This window comes from Tumebacillus algifaecis, from assembly GCF_002243515.1.
Classification (GTDB): domain Bacteria; phylum Bacillota; class Bacilli; order Tumebacillales; family Tumebacillaceae; genus Tumebacillus_A; species Tumebacillus_A algifaecis.
This window is the reverse complement of the sequence record NZ_CP022657.1, coordinates 3,216,300-3,236,053: the sequence shown is the minus strand read 5'-3', so window position 1 is coordinate 3,236,053 and position 19,754 is coordinate 3,216,300. Positions and strand designations below refer to the sequence as shown.

Annotated in this window: 15 protein-coding genes and 2 pseudogenes; 9 read left to right on the top strand and 8 right to left on the bottom strand. The window is 48.2% G+C overall.

Annotated elements, in window-relative coordinates:
• The first annotated feature begins 78 nt into the window (after positions 1 to 78).
• The 6 genes from dxs to spoIVB all read left to right on the top strand — a co-directional run bounded on the left by dxs (position 79) and on the right by spoIVB (position 7,593).
• A complete protein-coding gene (gene dxs / locus CIG75_RS13855; protein WP_094237172.1) occupies positions 79 to 1,974 on the top strand; it encodes a 1-deoxy-D-xylulose-5-phosphate synthase in 1,896 nt (631 codons plus the stop codon).
• A gap of 100 nt (positions 1,975 to 2,074) precedes the next feature.
• A complete protein-coding gene (locus tag CIG75_RS13850) occupies positions 2,075 to 2,908 on the top strand; it encodes a TlyA family RNA methyltransferase (RefSeq protein ID WP_094237171.1) in 834 nt (277 codons plus the stop codon).
• Positions 2,909 to 3,036: 128 nt separating this feature from the next.
• Positions 3,037 to 3,894 carry an NAD(+)/NADH kinase gene (locus tag CIG75_RS13845; RefSeq protein ID WP_094237170.1) on the top strand — a complete coding sequence of 286 codons (858 nt, stop codon included), beginning with the start codon at positions 3,037 to 3,039 and terminating at the stop codon, positions 3,892 to 3,894.
• Between the two features lie 23 nt (positions 3,895 to 3,917).
• Positions 3,918 to 4,364 carry a transcriptional regulator AhrC/ArgR gene (gene ahrC / locus CIG75_RS13840; RefSeq protein WP_094237169.1) on the top strand — a complete coding sequence of 149 codons (447 nt, stop codon included), beginning with the start codon at positions 3,918 to 3,920 and terminating at the stop codon, positions 4,362 to 4,364.
• Positions 4,365 to 4,375: 11 nt separating this feature from the next.
• Positions 4,376 to 6,106 carry a DNA repair protein RecN gene (gene recN, locus CIG75_RS13835; RefSeq protein ID WP_094237168.1) on the top strand — a complete coding sequence of 577 codons (1,731 nt, stop codon included), beginning with the start codon at positions 4,376 to 4,378 and terminating at the stop codon, positions 6,104 to 6,106.
• Between the two features lie 173 nt (positions 6,107 to 6,279).
• Entirely contained in the window at positions 6,280 to 7,593 is a 1,314-nt protein-coding gene (gene spoIVB / locus CIG75_RS13830; RefSeq protein ID WP_094237167.1) for a SpoIVB peptidase, read from the top strand.
• Positions 7,594 to 7,654: 61 nt separating this feature from the next.
• Here spoIVB and CIG75_RS13825 read toward each other — a convergent pair whose 3' ends face one another.
• A complete protein-coding gene (locus tag CIG75_RS13825; protein ID WP_157729556.1) occupies positions 7,655 to 8,074 on the bottom strand; it encodes a hypothetical protein in 420 nt (139 codons plus the stop codon).
• A gap of 267 nt (positions 8,075 to 8,341) precedes the next feature.
• On the opposite strand from CIG75_RS13825, the gene spo0A reads away from it, so the two are divergent.
• Positions 8,342 to 9,106: a sporulation transcription factor Spo0A gene (spo0A, locus tag CIG75_RS13820; protein WP_094237165.1), complete on the top strand. Its 765-nt coding sequence runs from the start codon at positions 8,342 to 8,344 to the stop codon at positions 9,104 to 9,106.
• Positions 9,107 to 9,967: 861 nt separating this feature from the next.
• On the opposite strand, the pseudogene istB reads toward spo0A, so the two are convergent.
• From istB to CIG75_RS21250, 6 genes and pseudogenes are all read right to left on the bottom strand, one after another.
• Positions 9,968 to 10,677 (bottom strand): annotated as a pseudogene (gene istB / locus CIG75_RS13815) (IS21-like element helper ATPase IstB).
• Positions 10,678 to 10,681: 4 nt separating this feature from the next.
• Complete coding sequence (locus CIG75_RS21270; RefSeq protein WP_227874233.1) at positions 10,682 to 11,146, bottom strand: hypothetical protein; 465 nt, start codon at positions 11,144 to 11,146, stop codon at positions 10,682 to 10,684.
• 63 nt (positions 11,147 to 11,209) lie between these two features.
• Positions 11,210 to 12,172, bottom strand: coding sequence for an IS21 family transposase (gene istA, locus CIG75_RS21265; RefSeq protein ID WP_227874232.1), 963 nt, complete (start codon positions 12,170 to 12,172; stop codon positions 11,210 to 11,212).
• 247 nt (positions 12,173 to 12,419) lie between these two features.
• Positions 12,420 to 13,220, bottom strand: coding sequence for an ExeA family protein (locus CIG75_RS13805; RefSeq protein ID WP_094234888.1), 801 nt, complete (start codon positions 13,218 to 13,220; stop codon positions 12,420 to 12,422).
• A pseudogene (locus tag CIG75_RS21700) lies at positions 13,213 to 14,568 on the bottom strand (DDE-type integrase/transposase/recombinase). The gene CIG75_RS13805 and the pseudogene CIG75_RS21700 overlap by 8 nt, the downstream one beginning before the upstream one ends.
• 44 nt (positions 14,569 to 14,612) lie before the next feature.
• Complete coding sequence (locus CIG75_RS21250) at positions 14,613 to 15,260, bottom strand: DUF6431 domain-containing protein (RefSeq protein ID WP_227874229.1); 648 nt, start codon at positions 15,258 to 15,260, stop codon at positions 14,613 to 14,615.
• A 156-nt stretch (positions 15,261 to 15,416) separates the two neighbouring features.
• Between CIG75_RS21250 and CIG75_RS13790 the strand changes: the two genes are divergently transcribed.
• The gene (locus CIG75_RS13790) at positions 15,417 to 16,121 is read left to right on the top strand and encodes a tetratricopeptide repeat protein (RefSeq protein WP_094237164.1); all 705 of its coding nucleotides are present in this window, start codon (positions 15,417 to 15,419) and stop codon (positions 16,119 to 16,121) included.
• A gap of 507 nt (positions 16,122 to 16,628) precedes the next feature.
• Here CIG75_RS13790 and CIG75_RS13780 read toward each other — a convergent pair.
• Positions 16,629 to 17,495, bottom strand: coding sequence for a hypothetical protein (locus CIG75_RS13780; protein ID WP_094237162.1), 867 nt, complete (start codon positions 17,493 to 17,495; stop codon positions 16,629 to 16,631).
• A gap of 614 nt (positions 17,496 to 18,109) precedes the next feature.
• On the opposite strand from CIG75_RS13780, the gene CIG75_RS13775 reads away from it, so the two are divergent.
• Complete coding sequence (locus tag CIG75_RS13775; RefSeq protein ID WP_094237161.1) at positions 18,110 to 19,726, top strand: HNH endonuclease; 1,617 nt, start codon at positions 18,110 to 18,112, stop codon at positions 19,724 to 19,726.
• Positions 19,727 to 19,754: the final 28 nt, after the last annotated feature.

Below are 19,754 nucleotides of genomic sequence, written 5' to 3'. Positions count from 1 at the left end.
GTGTGATATAATATTGTCGTTTTAACTCAAAAGACGCGCCTATACAAACTCTAAGAAAAGAAGCGAGGCGGTAACTGCATGTTGCTCGACAAAGTAAACTGCCCCTCTGATATAAAGAATTTATCGGTGGAACAACTGGGCAGGTTGGCCGAAGAGATTCGCCACTTCCTGATTGAGAACCTAGCCACCACAGGCGGTCATTTCGGCTCCAATCTTGGAGTGGTCGAATTGACGCTGGCTCTTCATCAAGTGTATAACTCGCCAGTAGATAAGATCATCTGGGACGTCGGTCATCAGGCGTATGTGCATAAAATTTTGACGGGACGCAAGCATTTGTTCCCCACCTTGCGCAAGTTCAAAGGCATGTCCGGTTTTCCTAAGCGTGGCGAGTCGGAACACGACATGTTCGACGTCGGTCATTCCAGCACGTCGATCTCGGCGGCGCTCGGTTATGCGATCGGTCGCGATCTGAAAAAGGAAAATAGTAAGGTGGTCGCGGTGATCGGTGATGGCGCGATGACTGGCGGGATGGCATTTGAAGCGCTCAATCATGCCGGTCATGTCAAATCGGACATGGTCGTCGTGCTCAATGACAATGAGATGTCGATCGCGACCAACGTCGGTGCGATCACGAACTATTTGACCAAACTGCGCGTCGATCCGCATTATTCTTCGTTTAAGAAAGACTTGGCTAGCATCCTGCACAAGATTGGAAATGTTGGCGACAAGACGGAGAAATACCTCAAACGACTGAGGGATTCCTTCAAAACGTTGCTCGTGCCAGGTATGCTGTTTGAAGAGTTCGGCTTTACGTACATGGGGCCGATCGACGGACATGACCTCACGACGCTGAAAAAATATTTGGAGCAGGCTAGGAACACCAAAGGCCCGGTGTTACTTCACGTCGTCACCCAAAAAGGGAAAGGCTACGCGGTTGCGGCCGATGCGCCCGACAAGATGCACTCGGTCTCTGTCGGATTCAATGCGAAACCTGGTGCTGCACCGAAAGTGGTCAAAGCGGCCGCGCCTACCTATACCAAGGTGTTCGGTGACACTTTGATCAAACTGGCCCAACAAAACGAAAACATCGTGGCGATCACACCTGCGATGCCGATCGGCTCCGGGCTGGTCAAGTTTGCAGATGAGTTTCCGAATCGCTTCTTCGATGTGGGCATCGCTGAACAGCATGCCGGAACGTTTGCGGCCGGTCTTGCTTGTACGGGCAAAAAGCCAGTGCTCGCGATCTACTCGACCTTCCTGCAACGTGCATATGACCAAGTGATTCACGACATCTGCATTCAAAATCTGCCGGTTGTGATCGCCATCGACCGCGCAGGTCTGGTCGGTGAAGATGGTGAAACGCATCAAGGTGCGTTCGACCTCTCCTTCCTGCGCTGCATTCCGAACATCAAGATCATGATGCCAAAGGATGAAAATGAATTGCAGCACATGCTTTACACCGCATCGGAGTATCAAGAAGGTCCGATCGCCGTCCGCTATCCGCGCGGCAATGGGTACGGTGTGAAGATGGACGAATCGTTCAAGCTGTTGCCGTTTGGCAAATCGGAAACGGTTCGCGACGGTAAAGATGTTGCGGTGCTCGCCTTGGGCCCGATGGTGCACGTAGCCGAACATGCCGCAGAACTGCTCGCTCAAGACGGAGTGGATGCGCGCATCGTCAACATGCGCTTTGCGAAGCCGCTCGATGAAGAACTGCTGCTCGAACTGGCCGAAAGCGGCATGCTGATCATCACGCTCGAGGAAGCGGCGATCGCTGGCGGATTGGGATCTGCGATCCTCGAGTTTTATGCGAAGCAGCGCATCACAGGTGTTGAACTCTTTCCGATGGGCCTGCCCGATCAATTTATCGAACACGGTGCGCCTCAGGTCTTGTTGGACTCGGTTGGCTTGAACGCACAGTCGGTGGCCGACTCTGTAAAAACGATGGTGCCTTTGAAACAAAAGCGTGCCTGATCAACCTGAAACAGGTCATTCTTGCGGGAGGGACGCATGTCCCTCCCGTTTTTAGTGAACTGTACTAGTAAAGCATTCTACAGAATAATGAGGGAAGATCATGACCATACCAAAGCCAGGTGCAAAAGAGCGCCTTGATGTGTTGCTGGTGGATAAAGGACATTTTGAATCACGAGAAAAAGCGAAAGCAGCGATTATGGCGGGGCTGGTGATCGTTGACAACGAGCGGGTGGACAAAGCCGGTACGAAAGTGAAAATGGAAGCTGTGATCACCGTGAAAGGCGATTTGCACCCGTATGTGTCGCGGGGCGGTCTGAAGCTGGAAAAAGCGATCAAGGAGTTTGGCGTGTCCTTGCACGAACGCGTTGTCGTGGATATCGGAGCTTCGACCGGAGGTTTTACCGACTGTGCGTTGCAAAATGGGGCCAAGCAAGTCTATTCGATCGACGTAGGCTACGGGCAGCTCGCTTGGACACTGCGCAACGACCCGCGCGTCGTCGTGATGGAGCGCACCAACTTTCGCCATCTGAAGCCAGAAGATCTCAAAGGCGAAACCCCGCAAATTGCGGTGATGGACGTATCCTTCATTTCGATTCGCCTGCTTTTGCCCGTGATTCATGCCATCTTGACTGACGATGGGCAGTTGCTTACCTTGATCAAGCCACAATTCGAAGCAGGGCGTGAAAATGTCGGCAAAAACGGCATTGTTCGCGACCCAGAAGTGCACCGTGCCGTGTTACAGCGTGTGCTCGGACTCGCAGTTGCCCAAGGGTGGCAGGTGCAAAAGGTGACGTTTTCGCCGATCACAGGCGGTGACGGCAATATCGAATTTTTAGCGCATTTGACCAAACAAGGCGAAGGTCTGCAAGCAGAAGACTTGCAGGCGGCAATCGACGCGATCATTGCAGATTCGCACAAGACGTTGGAAAAATAAAAGGATTTTAATCCTCTTTCTCGAATTGATTTTATTACTGCTAGTTGGACATCAGTTTGTACATAAACGCTTGATTGCGTCCGCATAAAGAGGAATTGTTAAGGCTTGTGGAGAAGGAGGAGCCAGAGATGAAGGTGATAGGGCTTTTGGTCAATCACACCAAGCCGATGGCGAAGGAAGTGGCTCACCGACTGATAGAGATCATCGAAAAGAATGGCGCTGCTGTGCGGGTGGATGAGACGACAGCTGCGACGATCGGCCGCGAAGACATTCAATTGCCGCAGAGCGAGTTTGCTGACCATGTCGAACTTTTGTTTGTGCTGGGCGGTGATGGCACGATCCTCGGCTTCGCACGCAAGTTTGCGAAAACCGGACTACCTTTGCTCGGTATCAACATCGGTCATCTCGGCTTTCTTTCGGAAGCGGAACCGCAGGATCTCGAAGAGTCGGTCAAGCGCGTCTTAGACGGCAATTATTGCTTGGAAAACCGCCTGATGCTCGAAGCGCAGGTGGAACGCAACGGTCAGGTGATCTATAAAGACCTGATCGCCTTAAACGACATCGGCATCTGCAAAGACCGCTTCGGCACGATGGTCACTGGACGTTTGTATGTGGATGACATGTATGTGGACCAGTACACAGGTGATGGGCTGCTCGTCTCCACGCCGACCGGTTCGACAGCCTATTCGCTTTCCTGTGGTGGACCGATCGTCGCCCCGCACATCGACGTGATGCTGATCACACCGATCTGTCCGCATACGTTGCACTCGCGTCCGTTGGTGATCGCGGCCAATCAGGAAGTGCGGGTCGAAGTGACCGGGACGCAAGAAGAGATGGTGTTGCTCGTTGATGGGCAGGACTTCCGCACCTTGGAAAACCATGATATCGTCCGCGTAAGACAAGCTACTTATAAGACAAAGTTGATTAAATGGCGTGATCGCGAGTTCTATGAGGTGCTACGCCGCAAACTGCACTGCGCGCCGTAAAAGTGAAGGAGATTGATCGAAACATGAAGGGCCAACGCTTGCTGAAAATTCGAGAGATCATCTCGACGCAAGACATCGAAACTCAAGAAGAATTGGTAGACAAACTGCGTGCTGCCGGGTTTCAAGTGACGCAAGCGACCGTATCGCGTGACATCAAAGAACTGCACCTCGTGAAAACGCCAACCCAAAGCGGTGCCTATAAATATTCACTTCCTGCCGAACCTAGCTACAACCCAGAGCAAAAACTACGCCGGATGTTGCTCGATTCGTTCGTTTCGATCGACCGAGCGGAAAATCTGGTCGTCATGAAAACACTGCCTGGCAACGCACATGCTGTCGGGGCGATTGTTGATGCACTGGACTGGTCGGAAGTGCTCGGCACCATCTGCGGGGATGACACGATCCTAATCATCGTCCGAACCAAAGAGGTGGCACCCGAAGTTGTGGGCCGCTTTCTCTCCTACGTCTAGGGGGTCTGTCCATGCTTCAAGAACTGACTGTTAAGAATTTTGCTTTGATCGAGGAAGTGCGCCTGTCTTTTCAGACGGGCCTTTGCATCATGACCGGGGAAACCGGGGCTGGGAAGTCGATTCTCCTCGATGCTGTGAGTCTCATCTTAGGCGGTCGTGCCTCGTCCGAATTTGTTCGGCAAGGCAAAGACAAAGCTACGATCGAGGCTCTTTTTGCCGTTGATCCGTCTGCAGAATTTCAGGAGTTGTTCGACGAGTACGGCCTCGAGGTGGAGGATGGCAGTATTCTGATCGTACGCGAGATCTCTGCCGCTGGAAAAAATGTTTGCAGAATAAACGGAAGAATGGTCACCGTGCAGATGCTCAAGAATTTTGGGCAATACTTAATCAACATGCATGGACAACATGAGCATCAGACTCTACACGATGTGCGCGAACAGCTCGCCTTGATCGACGAATATGGCGGGGAGGAACTGCTGAGGTTGCGTGCAGAGGTGGAAACGGCCTATTTTGACTACCGTGATGCGAGAAATCGTCTGCGAGAAGCAAGGCTTGGCGAGCAAGAACGCATTCAGCGCCTCGACATCCTGCGCTTTCAACTGCAGGAGATCACCGAAGTTGGAATGCGCGAAGGAGAGGACGAACGGCTCGAAGAGGAGCATAAGAAAATGTCCTTCTCCGAAAAGCTGTTCGACGCGGCCAATTCATCGTATGAACTGCTTTATAACGGTGGTGGCCGCAACAGTACGTCCACGTTGGACGGCGTGAATCGAGTGATCCGCGAACTGGAGAGCGCGGTTCGGTATGATGAGAGCTTGTTTCCGGTGCTCGATCTGGTCAAATCATCGCTCTACCAATTAGAAGAGGCGGCACATTCGCTGCGCGATTACCGGGATGGGATCGAATTCAACCCGGCGCGCCTGTCGAAGATCGAGGAGCGTCTCAACTTGATCAACCGTCTGAAGAAAAAATATGGCGATACGGTGATGGAGATCTTGGATTTTGCTGCGCGGATCGAACGAGAACTGCATGCGCTTGAGCACCATGAGGAAAGTTTGGAAAATTTGACCCAGAACGTGGAACGCACAGGTCAGGTGCTGGGGAAACGCGCCGTCGCGCTGTCAAAGGCGCGCCGCCAAACATCAGAACAGTTGTCGGAGGCCGTCATGGATGAACTGACCGAACTGATGATGCCCAAGACACAATTTGCGATCACGTTCACGCAGATTCAAGAGGTCGATGGGTTGCAGATCGGCACTCGAAAAGTGCATGTCAGCGAGTTGGGTATCGACCGAGTCGAATTTTTGTTCTCCCCTAACGTGGGGGAACCGCTGCGCCCGTTTGCCAAAATCGCGTCAGGTGGCGAATTGTCTCGGACGATGCTGGCGATCAAAAAGATCTTGGCCGATGTGGACGATGTCGGCACGTTGATCTTCGACGAAGTGGACACGGGCATCTCTGGGCGAGCGGCCCAAGCGGTGGCTGAGAAACTGGGCTTGATCGGTCTGAAACGCCAGGTGATCTGTGTTACACATCTGCCGCAGGTCGCATCGATGGCAGACGCGCACTATCTGATTCAAAAGCGTCAGGATGAGTCGCGAACGCGAACGGAAGTGACCCAGCTAAACGAGTCAGAGCGAGTCGAAGAGATCGCGAGGATGCTCTCTGGCGCGGAGATGACCGAGACGACCCTAAAACATGCTGCCGAAATGCTGGAGCGCGCCTCTTTGATCAAAGTGTAAGCGGGGAGGTGCGGGCATGCGGTGTGCCAATTGCACCTACTCATGGCAGATGTTACGCAGGATAGGCGAGTGCTGAGGGAGGTATTCTAAAGCTATCACTCCAAGACGACACTGTCGATTCGGCAGCGGAATACGGAGGTGCAGACAGGGAAGGAAGGGGAGCGTGAGATGGTTTGACAAAACACACTCGCAGAAAACTCTTAGGACTTTTCGTCGCAACAATGTTTGTCGCTTTGTGTTGGTTCACACCTATTCATCAGCTCGCAAGCATTCCCCAGGAACTACGGATTTTGCAAGGCACCAGTACGGCTCTCGATGTCGGGTTGCGCTCGTTTGCCACGGTGACCACGTCCGAGCCGGATGTCGTCTCAGTTGCCGGGTCTCCGGAGGTAGAATCAACCTCCCGCCACAAACAATCCCTCAAACTCGATTCAGGCAAAACCGGATCGGCCAATTTACAAGTCAAACTTTTCGGAATGATCCCGGTCAAATCGGTGCATGTCAGTGTCGTTCCCGACTTGAAAGTCATTCCGGGCGGTCAGTCGATCGGCGTCAAACTCAAATCCTCCGGAATTATGGTCGTCGGATACAATCTTGTGAAATCGGGCAGCGAGTCTGTTTCGCCCGCTGAGCAAGCGCAGATCAAGGTCGGTGACATCATCACCGCCATCGACGGGCACAAGGTCAAATCGGTCGAAGAGGCGGCCGATTGGATCAACAAGGCGGGGAAAATGGAGCGTTCGCTGGAGTTTACCGTCAAGCGCGCTAAAGAGATGTTGAAGGTTAAGGTCAAGCCGATCTATGACAAAGACGGCGAAACCTATCGGATCGGGCTCTACATTCGTGACTCGGCAGCAGGAGTTGGCACCTTGACGTTCTATCAGCCAGATTATAAAGTTTTTGGCGCGCTGGGCCATGTGATCACCGATGTGGACACGGGTCAGCCGATTGGCGTCGGTGAAGGACAAGTGGTGCATTCGCGAGTGACCTCGATCGATAAAGGGGAGAGCGGCACACCTGGCGAAAAAAGGGGGATCTTCATCGACGAAGATCGCGTGCTCGGCTCGATCACCCGCAACAGCGACTTTGGGATCTTCGGCAAGATGGAGTCCTTGCCGGATAACGCCAAAGTCAACAAAGCCTTGCCGATCGCACTTGCCGAGCAGGTGCATGAAGGGAAAGCGTCGATTCTCACCGTCGTAGATGGGCAGAAGGTCGAGGAGTTTGACATTCAGATCGTCAACGTCATGCGACAAAAGTATCCGGCGACCAAAAGCATGGTGATCAAAGTCACCGACCCGCGCCTGCTTTCGAAGACGGGCGGGATCATCCAAGGGATGAGCGGCAGTCCGATCTTGCAGGAAGGCAAAGTTGTCGGTGCGGTCACCCACGTCTTTGTCAACGATCCAACGCAAGGATACGGTGTGTTCATCGAATGGATGCTCAACGAAGCGGGTGTGAAAACCAAAACGGCTGCCGCTTCCTAATCGGAATCAAAAAACGCCCAGCTCATGGGCGTTTTTGCCTATGTACGGGCGACGCAGGCAGTTATGGAGTAGGAACAAGAGTTTGACGCACGACGTCACCGTTTTGATTTTGAAACGAGAACTCAATTTTGCCCGAGACATTGGGTGCGACCCATTCGATGTACAGCTGGTACGACTGGTCAAATTCATAGCGCCAAACTTGGTTCGTGTTGGGCTTGGGTTCAGTCTCCGTATGCTCCGTTCCAAATAATGCTTCGACTTCCTGCTCAGTCATCCCAAGCTTCGCGTTACTTTGAATTTTTTGAATCGGCATCCTCGAGAGCAACGGTTTCGGCAAGGACGTATCGATATTGGACCCATCCGTTTGCAACGGTTGGTAGACGGCGATCGTCGTATTGTTTTGCTGCTGATAGATCCACGAGCCGATGAGGATCAGAACGATGGAGACCACCAGCAAGGTGATTCGAGTTTTTGTCAACACGTGACGTTTCACCTTCCTTCGTTCTCCATTGTCACATATTTCGCATAGGACTAATGTACTATTTTACTAACGGATATTTGATATTTTTCGACAAAGTTAAGTATCGTAGCCAATTTTTTGATCGAAATAGGTTAAAATAAAGAATGAATTGCGCGTATTTTGTTGAAACAAGTCTAAATGTTTGGAAGACTGCAATGGAGGAATCAATACTGCCTTGTCGAAATATCTTTTCAGTCAGGTGAGCGTACACAAGGGGGTTCTTACTCAGTGAAGAATATCAAAGTTCTGATCGCAGATGATAACCGCGAATTTGCGGAGCTTCTCAAGGAGTTTGTCACCGAGCAAAGCGATATGGAAGTCATCGGCGTTGCGTACAACGGCAGCGAGGTGTTGGAACTGCTGGACAGCCACCAGCCGGACGTAATCATCCTCGACATCATCATGCCCGTTCTGGACGGCATTGGGGTTCTCGAGAAGATTCAAGGGATGCAACTAGCGTATGACCCGAAAGTCATTATGTTAACGGCTTTCGGTCAAGAAAATATCACCAAGCGCGCTGTGGAATTTGGCGCAGCGTACTATATTTTAAAGCCGTTTGACATGGATGTGTTGGCCAACCGCATTCGCCAAGTGGTGCGCGTTCCAGGGACTGCTCCGAAACAGCAGATGACCCGCGGCAAGAACGTGGATGCCTCGATTACTAACATCATCCACGAAATCGGTGTCCCCGCGCATATCAAAGGGTATCATTACCTGCGGGAAGCGATCGGCATGGTCTACAAAGATGTGGAGATCCTCGGTTCGATCACCAAGGTGCTCTATCCGAAGATCGCAGAAAAGTACAATACAACTCCATCCCGTGTCGAGCGTGCGATCCGCCATGCGATCGAAGTCGCCTGGGGCAGAGGCAACGTAGACTCGATCCGCAACCTGTTCGGCAACACCGTCAACGTGGGCAAGGCGAAACCGACCAACTCGGAGTTCATCGCGATGGTCGCGGATAAGTTGAGGATTGAGGCGAAGATTTCGTAGGGCAGTTGAGCATTGACAGGACTAGGGAAGCAGGGCAACTCGCAATCATCTATCTTCATTGTGAAGAGCCAACAAACTTGTTTTGAGACCAATAAACTTCTTCCATCTCACCCGATAAATCGAAATGATTTATTGGGTGTTTGCGTTTGTATCAAGAGATAGAGGAAACGATGATAAAAGTAACAGAACCGGAATTTAACATGCGAAATTTTCTGTAACATTGCCAGAACAAAATTTTTTCCCGAAAGATAATGTAAATCTTACGAACAGGCATCGCGGTTATTCTTTGCCTACCTGTCGAAAGATCTTTCCGACAGTGATCGGATTAGGGGTCAAAAGTAGCAAAAACACATCGAATGGGGGTGGTGATATATTTTCTCCGATTCCGATTTTTCGGGGGAATTATGTATTTTGCAGGTAAAAAAAAGCGGATCTTAGACGAGGGGGAGTTTTAATGAAAAGAGCATGGGTGTACGGTTTAGTAGTCATTATGGTTGGAGTGTTAGTAGTTGGCAGTTTTACAACCACGAATCATGCTGAATTTAAACCACCGATTCCATCAGGCATTGTGATGTACAACTGATCATATGTCCCCTCGATCTAGGTACTCGAGGGGCTTTTTAATGTCAATGGTCAACGAATTCGTCAAATTCGCATGGAAAAGTATCATTCAAATCGAGTATGCCTCGGAATCTGAATATCAAGTTTAAGAAGTCAAGTTTGAAGTATCCGAGCGCGTCCCTCATATAATGCGCTTGTTGCTATGACCGCTCGGCTAGACATGATTCAGAGGTGTGGTTCGCAACTGAAAAGTGCAGAGTATCGCGGCCATTTTGTGCATAGCACCGCCGACATCGAAATTCATGATTTTATGCTCGACAGAGCATGACACAAGCGATAACTCTCGCCTGTAAAGCTCAGGATGTGCGCGTGGTGAACCAAACGATCCACCAGCGCTTTCGTTAATCTAGTATCACCAAACACACTGTTCCATTGTCCAAACTCAAGATTGGAGGTCACTATGAGACTTCGCTGCTCGTAGCATTCCGAGATGACGTGAAACAGAAGTTCGGCGCCCGTTTGGTGAAACGGCACGAAGCCCACCTCATCCAATATCAACAGGTCGCACTTCATCAGTTCTTTTTGAAATCTCGTCAGCGTCCCGCTCGCATGTCTTTCCTGCAACTTGGCGACAAGCTCCGAGACGCGATAAAACCTCACATCAAGCCCCTGCCGACAGGCTTCCACCCCTAAAGCAATTGCCAGATGGGTTTTCCCAGTTCCCACCTTTCCCAACATCAAGATGTTCTCTTTATGTTTCAGGAAGATAAGCTCTCGTAGAGACTGTTCCGTGCAATGATTCGGAAACATGATCGCCTCAAAGTTGTATCCTTCGAACGTTTTCAATTGAGGAAATCCGGCGCGCTTCATCAATCTCTTCATTGGATCTCTGACTGCAGGATTGCCAGCAAGAAGTCAGTACGACTCTCGAACGGAAGCGATTCGTAATGGTTCATTACATGTGCCAGATGGAGCGTTTTGCACGCCTGCGCTAACATTTTTCGATTCATAATGTCACCCCAACAGATCGTTGTAATTGGCCAAGTCACCTGGATGATAGCCTTGAATCTTCGATGGGGTGTGTACCTCTTGGAACGGTTCAGGATGAAACTCGGGATACCGTTGTTTGTACAAAGCGTGCTCCAACGCTGTTTCGACGCGAGAATCCCAAGGCATGAGTTCGTGCAGACCTTTAGCGATCTCCCCCATCGTGTAGTTCTCCAACAAACGCCTCACAAGGGACAGGCGTGCCTTGCACATCTCCGACTCAACTTCCCTCAGGAAGTGTTTCAGTGTTTCTGGCATCATCGACACAAAAGTCGAATATCTGACGGAGCGAGGGCGTCGCTTGAGTCCATCTAACACAGCTCTCCACTCGATATCCATCGTCTTGTCCGTATAAGGCCGAGGGAACTCGAAGATATTGCTGTACGACTCGTCCAATACCTCGATCAGATCCCACTTAATCTTGAGCAACACGCGCTGCTCTGCCTTGCATTGCGGGAGTGGATACTTGATGTTCTCGAACGACAGTTCACGATATTAGTTCAATCGTCCTGTGTCCAAACGAAATACCTCTAGCGGTTCAAGCGGCAGGGAATAAAGCATTTGCTGCTCCTGTCGCCATAGATCGTCCACTTTCTCCTTCTTCGAATAGTGAATGCGCTGACGATCCTCCAGTGCTTCCCTTTCAAGGTGTACTGCGAGTTCATCGAGCGATTGAATGACCGGGATCGGGACACACCAGTTCCGCCTTCCATAACCAACCTTGTTCTCTACATTGCCTTTCTCGTTGCCACTCGCCACATTACAAAAGATAGGCTCGAAGCGATAATGAGCACAGAACCTTGTGAATGCATCAGTTTGCTTTCGTTCTCCGTTTTTCTCGATAGATGCAACCGCAGCCGAGAGGTTATCGAACCAGATGCGTCGCGGTACTCCGCCCATTTGTCCGAATAGCCGCTTTAAGGCTTCGAGAAAGCACTCGCCATTCTCAGATGGAACGGGGAAAACGAAGGCCGCGTTGCTAAATGGGAAGGACGCGGTAAGAATCTTACGCTCCACGAGCCTCCCGTTCTGCGCAACCTGTACGGTTCCAAAGTCTACCTGGGCTTCGCCACCTGGATGCTCCAGCCGTTCGTAGCTCTTCGCTCGGTCATGGGCGTAAGCCGCCCGCCATTTAGCCACGTACTCCTGAACCGTTCGTTCGCCGCCAGTAAATTCATGCTCCGCCTTGAGACGGTGGAAGATCCGCCGAGCGGTGTGGCGCTGTTTGCGGGGAAGAGCCTCGTCCTCCAATAGCCACGTATCTATGATTTCGAGAAACGGACCGAGAACTGGGTAACGACCGAATCGTTTTCCCACCGTCTCGTTCCAATCGTCTTTGTCCGCATATTTTTTTGCAGTTCGCCAATTCAAGTTCATTCGTTCTGCAATTTCGGTTATCGAACACCCTTCGTGTTCGCGCAAAAATTTGATATACTGTTGTTCAGGCACTTTCAACATCCTCTCGATCCCCCCTTGGTCGTCGCAAACCGTAGGGTAAGTTAGTAGATCGATGTTGGCAAGTGCTTTTTTTATGCCAAAATGTCGCGGGCAAAGTCTGCACTTTTACGCCGCGACATTCTGCATTTTCATTATGCTGTTACTACTGCCCTATAATGTCCGTAAACTGACAGGTTTTGCTGTCCAAGAGTTGACGGAAATGATGACCGCGTTAGCGGTGCCACCCCTGAAAGGAAAAGCGGGAGAATTAAGTCAATTCTCCCTCGATCACCCGTTTTATCATGTGGTCGTCAATGATCCGGTGCTTGTTCGCTGCACCGTAGATAAGACTATGTGTCGCCGCTTTGTTCACCAAGCGAACTGTACCGCTCGAATAACGGTAAATCTCATCGATCGCACCGTCCGTAAAAAGATCCCGGCTAACGCCGGCATATTCCAAATGACGTGAGATATATGCTCCCACTTGTGAGCGGTCGTAGTGAACAAGTTTGCATTGCAGATCAATTCTTTGGCGAATAGCCGTGAACGTCTGCAGTTGCAGACGTTCCCACAACTCATTTTGCCCGACCAGGATCAAGGCCATAGGACTCTGAGCGTCCATTCTGAAGTTGAGCAAAAATCGCACTTCTTCGAACATCTCCTTGTCCAACAAATGCGCCTCGTCAACCACCACTACAGGCTGTAAGCGATGAACTCCTCGCATCAATTCAATTTCCCGATGCAATTGTCGCTTACTGTCTCCTCGATAAAACTTCGCTTCACACCCCAATTGTTCGAGCAATCCTTTGTAAAAATGGCGTGGCGTTAGCTTCGAATCAGATAAATAGAGCAATTTGAATCTCGATGAGTCAAGTACATCTGCAAACCGGCGGATCGTCGTTGTTTTACCCGTTCCGCAGTCACCTGTCACAACTGAAAACCATTGCCTTTCGGCGGTATATGCCAACCTCTCCAGCGTTTCTTCCAAAACATCTGAAGCATACAACTCATGAGTCGGCATGTCGCGTGAAAAAGGTGTTCTCGTCATTTCGTAAAACGCTTCAAACATCCGGCTGTGCCTCCTCCCGCATCTTACGGAACGAGACAGCGCGTGTCTGACGTTCTTTTCGAACTTGATTCTTCTTCTCTGCAGCGACCAATAACCGCGAACCATTTGCTGAAACTGTTTCAATTGTCGATGGCAACGAGGGGCGTTGTCCTGCCCATTCACCGATGGTCAGCTCTTTCGCCTGCCACGGCGTGTGATTGCCATATTCAATGGTAATTGTTGAGATGTCACGCGGGTCGTAGACGACTTCCACTCTATGCCCGATGAACGGGAGCCCAACCTCGTATTTTTTACCCATAAAGCTGATACAACCAGCCTTGTCCACTTTTCGGGATTCGCTGTGTAGGAACGCATCCGCGATAATTGATTCTTCGACGAGTCGGAGCGGTGTCGAGTCGCTACGGAACGCTACCTGAGGGCTTGAACTGTCATCAAGTGCGGAGTGGGGCTTGGTCTGGTAACATTCGGTGAGCCAAACTTGAAACAATTCATTGAGTTGGTCGAGTGTTTGCGGCTTTTCCAACATCACTTACGCAAGGAAACTGTCTATGACTCGGTTGAAACGCTCGATCTTCCCCTTGGATTCGGCTGCATATGGTCTCGTAAAGCGAAGGCGAATACCTAGTTTGGCGCATGTGCGAGTCATGCTTTTGGTTCGAAATTGCTTGCCGTTATCAAAGTAGACAGATTCAGGAACGCCACTTGTTTGGATTGCGTAACGGAAACAGTCTTCCACAATCGTTTGATCGAGTGTCGGATAGAATGCGGCATGTAACACATAACGTGTCGCATCGTCGATGAATGCAACGAGGTACACCTGCTTGTTAGCTCCGCCTTCACCAATCGGTAGATAGGGCCCGAACTTGATATCGCTTTGCCACAAGCGGTTGCGCTGTTTGTGTTGAAAGCGTCTGGCCGCAAGGCCGGCGGTTGAGTAAAGTCGCATATGGCGAGTGCTGTAGCCGCGCTCCATCAATTTCTCTTGCAACGTGCTACGCTTAATCTCACCGGGCTTGGCCAAACCTTCCCATTCGAGTATCTGAATGATTTGTGCGACACTGCGACTTGGTACTTCTCGACGAAGCAGAATCGCTTGCTCTAGCAGATAAGGAGTGATCGCTTCGGCTGATCGCCGCTTTCCCATTCCTTGAGGTCGAAGTCCAGCGAAGCCGTCGGTTCGATAGGCAGACAAATAGCGTCGAAGAGTTCGCTCGGATAAGCCCGTCTGTTCACAAATGGCTTTCTTCAGTTCCTTGGCTTTGCCAGGGTCAATCCCTTCGGCTACTAGCGGAGAGATCAGTTGCATGCGCTCTGCGGCGACTTCTTCCGCCTTTTTTTCGTTATTCATACGAGTCTACAGTCCTTTCCAATAGGATGTAGATTCACCATATATCAAGGGATGTCGGACAAGAAGGCAAAACGGGTATGTACCCATAATTGAGAATGAACGATGGGGCGGACAACTCTCGCCAGCCATCCGACGCCTTGTCCGACAAAATGTCCGATCCGTTGGAGTGCAGATGATGAAGGTACGGACAATGCCTCCACCGGATTTCCTGAACGCGACGCAATTGTTAATAAACAATTCACCCAATACTGCCAACACTTCCCGAACCAAACGCGCCAGCGGTACAAGGTCGATTCATCTGCTGCTACGTCTGGAGCCTGTCTATTAGACACAACTGATTCGAGGCATTCGGTTTCATAACGTTTGTAAGGGACGAGCAAATCCGGTAATTCATGATGAATCCGCTCGCAACCTTTGCAACGCAAACGACGAATTATGTAGGTGATCTGATCGCCGGTTGGCTTTCGCCCGACGCGCCTCCGACTCCCGATTGTGTACAAGTCATCTTCACATATTGGGCAAATATGCTTCTCTGCACTCCGTATGAAAAACACCAAGCTTTTCTTCAATTTGATAATGAGATACAATAACCATATGGTTTTTTTGGGGGACGACTCTGGTGCAACTGTTGGCGCAGTGGCACATCTTTCAGAGGCGTCCTTTTCCTGTTCTAGGATATGTATGGTGGTCATTATATCCGTCAACCTTTGGACAGGCAATAGCGTCAGCTTTTGGTCATTTAGAATCGGCTGTTACAGTATCCAATCGCTCTCTTTCATTCAAATCGTGCTTGGGAAGAACTACAAAAGGCTGAGGAGATCGACTCAGATTTTCAAGCAAAGATTCTCATGCAGTTGGCTACTCTCCATGAACGGGTCGGTAAAGCTGCGAAGGCGGTCGAGTATTACGAGCAGGCTTTGTTAATCAATCAGTGCAATGGTGAAGAGAGAGGGAAGACATACCTCCGTTTGGCGGAGGTCTATGATCGGCAAAAGATGCATGAGCTAGTTGAAGAATACGCAATGAAGGCAACTGTGCTGTTGGAGGAACAATCTACGAGAGAACAAAGGCAGGAGATGCAACGTCGATTGCTAATGCTTCAGAGTGAGTCGAGCGATTGGAAATTGTCCGTTCAAATCCTTTCATCCTTCGCGGATCAAAAAGAGCAAGATGGTAAGAAACAGAAAGCCGGTGAAGTTTACGCCGACCTTGCTCTCATCTGCTTGGAAAATGACGAGTTCGACGAAGCTTGGGCATATGCTGAAAAAGCGAGAATGGCTCTTCCTGATACGGATTCTACGATGGGGAAAGTTCACCGTGTTCTATCAATGGTCTATTTTCGCCGCGATGATGAGAAAAAGGGGAAGAAGCATCTCGAGAACGCGGTCAAGATTTTTGAGCAGCACGGCAAAATTGCGGAGCTTGAAACTGTTACCTTACACATGTGCCGATTCCTGAGCGACAAAGGGGATCACCGGGAAGCATTTGAGAGAATGGAAACGTTTCACCACTATTTGATCAAGCAGTTAGAAGAGCGTGGGATTATTTTGTGAGAATAAGGCTTATGACTCCTTCCGAGTGACACAATTGGGAGTGTTATTCTCGAACGAAGGTGAGGATCGGGAACCAAGTAGGTTGCCTGTTCATCCATAAAAAACATCGAGATCGTTGGTACTTTCGTGGTCATCGAGTGGATGCAAAGGGTTTCTATCAAGCTATGACTAAACTTGAAGTGAGTATATTCGGTGCAGAGGGCTTGTCGGACCGTGTAATATGGGAACGTGTTGGGGCGATGATCGGCGTGAATGGGATCTGGGGCTACTTGTATAAGAGCAAGAGGAAGCAAGGACTTTGGGTGTAGTGTGGACATGAGTTTGAGGCTGAGTCAGAGAAGAAGGCAAAGGAGCATTTGCAGGGCTTGGGCAAGGGTATATGAGCAGTGAATTGGGCGACCCGATGGGTTGCCTTTTGGTTTTGTGCGATATAGTGTTATTAAAGAAGGGTTCGATTCCTTTTTTTGGTATTTAAGTGATAGCTTACGAACCCTTTTAAATTACTAACTAATTTGTATATCTTCCGCTTCTAGATTCAGATACAGCAGCGGAGATATACGCAAAAATGGTTGTTCCTACAACAAAGCTATAGAACCAGAAAAAAACAAATTCTGCGGTTGGAAGTATGCTTCCCGTAAAAGTAGAGGGGAATTGGAAGGCGGACGATATTCCGGAATATGCAATTTCCCAAATGTCATTTTTCGTGTAGTAGGGTAATTCTGAAATCGTGACGTTCTCTGAGTGTCTAATGTTGTACACACCATATGCATAGAAAATTGTTCCATACGTGATGATTAAGAACAAAACACCAACAAAAAGGGAAAATGTGGTGTTTCTCGTTCTCTTCAAAATATCGGTAGTTAGAGGTGCAATCGGGGAAATGATTAGCATTATTGAAAAAAACAATTGTATTCCATTATTCAGTTTATTTGAAATTATTACAAATGCTGGAAGTATAAGAACGGCAAATAAAAATAACAGAACACTTAGAAGGTTAGAACCATATTCACTTCCATTCCTCCCTTTTAGTAAGGATATTGGAACCGTTATTATGAGGTAAAAGAAAGAAATTACAGCAATAATCAATTCAATAAAATTTAATTCATTCATATAAAAACAAAATGCCAAATAGGTGATTGCAGCAATACCGATGGTTTTCCTTTTTATCCAAGCTGGTACTTCCTGTCTCATGTCTAGAAGTTGTATTTTGATCTCTCTTTTTAATTCTACCCAAAAAACTATTATCCCATTAATGATCATTGTGTGAGTAGTAGTTTGAAAAAAGTTGTAGATATTTGTTACTATAGGTGCTATCCACAGAAAAATGGTGAAAATTAAAAGTGCACACAATATAATTAAAACCAGTAGATACATATGAATTCGTCCCCTTTCTGAAATGCTATTATATATAATACGATTTAAAAAAGGAACGGTTTCGGATGAAGTCACTTTTCAATCAAATTAGAAACCGCATCTAAGGTGGAAGGCGGTTTTTTGTTAGTAATATGTATGAGTTCATAGACTTTGAGGTTGTTCAAGTTTTATATCAATACCCTCGCCTGGCGATCCGAAATCGTGACATATTTTTTGTAACCATACATGAACGGTTCTACAGAAGAAACGAATACAAAAAACATGCTCATGAAACGCATCGGGTAAGGAATCCCATCGTTTAAGAACCTCAGAAATCGTATTCTGTCTCATCAGTAAATTTTCCAACCGACAAACCTTGATACCGCCTCGGATGCCTTAACACAACATTTGCACAAAAGCCTTTTTAATCACCTTGGCTTGTTTGTTAGTTATATCGATGTTAAATTGTGTAATTGTTTAAAATAAAATATAACAATATAATAAGATGGTAAAACAGTGGAGCCTGGAGATCATTTATTCTGAAAAGATAAAAATCATATTTAGAGAGGTAAAATTAAATCTAGCTTCGTTGAGGTGGGCAGCTCATCAAGTTGAACCTTACAGGAGGAATACACATGGATGCTTCTTACATAATCAAAAAGCTTGAGAGAGCGTATCCAGATAAGGTAATTCAGAACTTTGCTGAACAGAATGCTTCACTGTATCAGCTAACGGGAACATACTCCCGACATAATCAAATAACGATAAAAGACTTTCTTGAGTCCAACGGCTTTCAATACGTCACAAAGCCAAGAGGAATCCCTTCAACATTCGATGTAGAGACTGCTAGGTTATTAATTGATGAGTACGATATGACTCAAGTAGATTTTGCTGCATGGTTTGGGACGTCTAGACAAGCAATCAGTCAAAAGCTCCAAAGGATCACGAGCTATGTGAAGTGGATAAGTACAACTTTGAATGATAATGAACTAGAAGTAATTACAGATATGATTATAGATAAAGTTTTCACCTATGAATCTGACGAGTTGATTGTGGCTATTAGGTCGAACTTGAAGCAAGCTTGTATCATCATTATTACCAATGAGTTAACAAAAGTTGTATTTGATTTTCCTGGTTCCTTGTCACTTCTGATAAAGGAACATGGAATTGATAGTTTTAGGGAAATCGACTTTGAAGTAAGAAAGGGATTAATACCTGTCACTGTCTTAGGCGGTTCTTGCGCGAAAATAAATGACTCATATAAAAATAAGATAAGGCAGCTATGTCAAAAGCGAGGAATTACAGTTGATGACTACTGCGTTCTGCATGGGTTTAAAGGTGGATTCTGCCGTTCTAATACTGTGTCCGATGATCAATTAGTGGAGATAATCAAGAATAACGTGACTCAGGATAATCTGGTGTTCTTGCCAAGTCATGCTGACGACTATCATAGACTCAATGTCCGAGCAAACAGAGCTTCAATCACTCTCGAACAGTTATTAGAGCATTTTGGTTACATTAAGGTTGACAGTCGATTGGAGACGAGCTATCAAAATAAAATCACAGGTTACATTGAAGAGATACGTAATTTGGTTATCCCAGGAAGTCATAATAAAGTCTTGTTACCTACGGACTCATCACTGTATAGACGTCTCTACCCTTTCGCAAAAAGAAGAGGCATTACACTTGAAGAATTCCTACGAGAGCTCGGATTCGAAAGAGTGTATGATCGCGTCGTGAACTTTGATACGGAACGAAAGTCGAATCAATTAGAGAAGAATCCAAGCGATAAGAAGGATATATTAAGGGAGCTTGACGGATTGCAAGGACGTTTAGAGAGAAGTATGACAACTGTAGAGTCTATCAACAGAAATAGAGCCCTTGTTGGCAAACTCAAGGAACTGTATGAGTATCGCTGTCAGCTATGTGATTCTGAAAAGGGCTACCCCTCAATAGAAAAAGAAGATGGAACATTTTATGTGGAGGTCCACCACATTATTGCGCTTAGTCATGCAACACATAACTTGATCCCTGGCGAGTTTGACGATCAACTGGACACATATAGAAATGCGGTTGTAGTATGCCCTTTTCATCATAAAGTGCTCCATTATCATCAAGGTGGATTTGAGCGTCTGATTCAACAAGGCGGTGACTTATACTTTGTCTCGAAGCGAGATGCGCTACTTAAAGTATTTGTCAATTATCATCTGAGCGTTGATACAGTGGGTAGGCATTTGACATCTGAACCCTGAGCATCTAAAAAGATTTGTGGCCAAAATA